The sequence below is a fragment of the Caloramator proteoclasticus DSM 10124 genome, assembly GCF_900129265.1.
GTDB lineage: Bacteria > Bacillota > Clostridia > Clostridiales > Caloramatoraceae > Thermobrachium > Thermobrachium proteoclasticum.
In genome coordinates, this window is sequence record NZ_FQVG01000095.1 from 1 (window position 1) to 3,088 (window position 3,088).

Here is a 3,088-nt window from a genome sequence, read left to right on the forward strand (position 1 = left end):
AATATTTCTTTTAGTCTATTCGATATATTATCATCAATAACTTTTCTTCTATATTTAGTTACCAAAACAAGATGATAATACAACAAGAATACTGAATGATTATTATTGTCTAAATCCATTATATTACAAAACCTCCTTCCTATAATACTGATTATATCATAAAGGAAGAATGTGTCAAACAACATTCATCACCCACTTATAGAAGTGGGCGACTTCTGTTGCTTTTTAGTTAAAAACTTTTATGTATTATAAAAAGGATCGGGCTGTTGAAAAAGTTATATATTGATTAGCCCCATGAAGGATTTCTTAGGCATACCTTCATTTCACTAAGCAATTATAAGCTTTTCTTTATTTGAAAAAGTCCTACCTTCGCGATGCCATCATCCTGATGGCCGCTCGGCTCGGCACGTCCTGTGCCGAATTACGGACTTTTTCAAAGTCGAAAAGCAACAATTGCTAAAGCTCATGAAAGAGCCTATTGAAATCCTTTCATGGGGCATTTTCATAATGTAGCTATCAATTAGGTTTGTCAATAATCTAAAGGATGGCTAATTGCCATCCTTTTACTCAAATATCTTACTAACAGATAAATCCTCATATATCCTCTTTATCGCCTCTGCAAAAACAGGAGCAACTGATAATACCTTAATATTATCAAGCATCTTATCTTCAGTTAAAGGAATTGTATTTAATACAACAAGTTCCTTTATTGCTGAATTTTTAATTCTCTCAACAGCCGGACCTGATAGCACAGCATGTGTACAACAAGCATATACTTCCTTTGCACCTAAATCTGCTAATGCATTTGCTGCATTAGTAATTGTACCTGCAGTATCTATCATATCATCAACAAGTATTGCTACCTTACCCTTTACATCTCCAATTACATTCATTATTTCTGAAACATTAGCCTTCGGTCTTCTCTTATCTATTATAGCAATAGGAGCATGTAGTCTATCTGCAAACTTTCTTGCTCTTGTTACACTGCCTAAATCAGGTGAAACTACAACTACTTCATCTTCGTTTAGATTAAAATCTTGGAAATACTTTGATAGTATTGGTACACCAAGAAGGTGATCAACAGGTATATTAAAATATCCTTGAATTTGTGCAGCGTGTAAGTCCATAGTTAAAACTCTATCTGCACCAGCTGCTGTTAATAGGTCTGCCACAAGCTTTGCTGTAATTGGATCTCTTGCCTTTGCCTTTCTATCTTGTCTTGCATATCCATAGTAAGGAATAACAGCAGTAATTCTACCAGCAGAAGCTCTCTTAAAAGCATCCATCATTATCAAAAGTTCCATTAAATTATCATTTACTGGAGCACAAGTTGATTGAACAACAAATACATCTGCTCCTCTAACTGTTTCATTAATATCTACTGATATTTCCCCATCACTAAATCTTCCAACATTTGAATTTCCAACACTTACACCAACGATGTCTGCTATTTCCTTCGCAAGGTTAGGATGAGAATTTCCCGTAAATATTTTAATGTTTTTACCGTGTGTAATCATAAAAAACGCCTCCTATGCTATTTTTTCCATATACCCTTCTTTTCAAGCCAGCCTTCCTTATTTACCTGCTTTGCTCTTGCAATAGCAAGTGCTCCACTTGGTACATCTTCTGTAATAGTTGAGCCAGCAGCAATATAAGCATTTTCTTCAACTGTAACAGGAGCTACTAAATTAGTGTTGCAACCAATAAATGCATTGTCCTTTACTATAGTCTTGTGTTTGTTTGTTCCATCATAATTTACTACAACTGTACCACATCCAAAATTACATCCACGTCCTACTTCAGCATCTCCTATATATGTTAGGTGAGATACCTTTGTATCATCGCCTATTTTTGACTTTTTGATTTCAACAAAATCACCTATTTTAACATTCTTTCCTATTTCACTCTCTGGTCTTATATATGCAAATGGTCCGACAGATGTATTATCGTGAACAATACTATCCAAAACAACTGAGCTTTGAACTTCAACTCCATTATGTATTTTTGAATTTACTATTCTTGAATTAGGCCCTATTATACATCCTTCTCCTATTTCAGTATTTCCTTCAATTACACAGCCTGGATACACAATAGTATCTCTACCTATCTTAACCTCTGCATCTATGTATGCATTATTTGGATCTATAAATGTAACTCCCTCATCCATAAGCCTTTTAACTATTCTTCTTCTCATAACCTCACTTGCTTCTGCAAGTTGAACTCTTGAGTTTACACCCATAAACTCTGTAAAATCAACTTTATATGCTCCAACACTATATCCTTGTCTCTTTAATATTTCAATAACATCTGTTAAATAATATTCCCCTTGTGCATTGTTATTATCTAATTTATTAAGAGATTCTAATAATAATTTTATATCAAAACAATATATGCCTGAATTTACTTCTTTTACTTTTAGTTCTTCCTCACTTGCATCCTTATGTTCAACTATCTTTTCAATATTACCATTTTGGTCTCTTATGATTCTTCCAAATCCTGCTGGATTATCAACATCACCTGTAAGCACTGTTACCTTATAGCCACCATTTATGTGAAACTCAAAGACATTCTTAATGGTCTCTGCAGTTATTAAAGGTGCATCGCCTGCAAGAACTATAACAGTTCCTTCTTTATCCTTTAAAAAGTCACTGCAGCACATAACCGCGTGTCCTGTTCCAAGTTGTCTATCCTGATAAGCCGTTTTGATGTTTTCATTTAGACTTGCTCTAACCACTTCTGATTTATGTCCAATAACAACTATGTAATCATCAACATCTGCACCCTTTAGGGCATCAATAACGTGAAACAGCATAGGTTTCCCACAAACCCTATGAAGTACTTTAGGCAGATTAGATTTCATTCTTTTACCTTCACCTGCTGCTAATATCAAACCATAACAGTTATTCATAATAGCACCTCATCCTTAAAATATTTAATTATAATACCTATTTTATTATAGTCTAAATACTAAATTTATTCAATTAAAATAGCTCAAAGATAGTGTCAAGTTATTGTAGGATATTGATAGTGTCAAGTTATTGTAGGATATTTTTTTAGACAACCCCAAAAACTTTTTAATTCAAAGCTT

General features: G+C 33.7%; 3 protein-coding genes. All 3 read right to left on the reverse strand.

Going from position 1 to position 3,088, the window contains the following annotated elements; translation table 11 throughout:
- Positions 1–119 (reverse strand): transposase (locus BUB63_RS12825; RefSeq protein WP_200790287.1); only part of this gene is annotated, 119 nt, incomplete at its 3' end.
- A gap of 444 nt (positions 120–563) precedes the next feature.
- A complete protein-coding gene (locus tag BUB63_RS12830) occupies positions 564–1,517 on the reverse strand; it encodes a ribose-phosphate diphosphokinase (protein WP_027309378.1) in 954 nt (317 codons plus the stop codon).
- 17 nt (positions 1,518–1,534) lie between these two features.
- Positions 1,535–2,908 carry a bifunctional UDP-N-acetylglucosamine diphosphorylase/glucosamine-1-phosphate N-acetyltransferase GlmU gene (glmU, locus tag BUB63_RS12835; RefSeq protein WP_073250366.1) on the reverse strand — a complete coding sequence of 458 codons (1,374 nt, stop codon included), beginning with the start codon at positions 2,906–2,908 and terminating at the stop codon, positions 1,535–1,537.
- Positions 2,909–3,088 lie beyond the last annotated feature (180 nt).

What these genes read in the sequence shown, in the direction of transcription:
- BUB63_RS12830 (WP_027309378.1), bottom strand. Translation starts at nt 1,517, where the DNA reads ATGATTACACACGGTAAAAACATTAAAATATTTACGGGAAATTCTCAT.
- glmU (WP_073250366.1), bottom strand. Translation starts at nt 2,908, where the DNA reads ATGAATAACTGTTATGGTTTGATATTAGCAGCAGGTGAAGGTAAAAGA.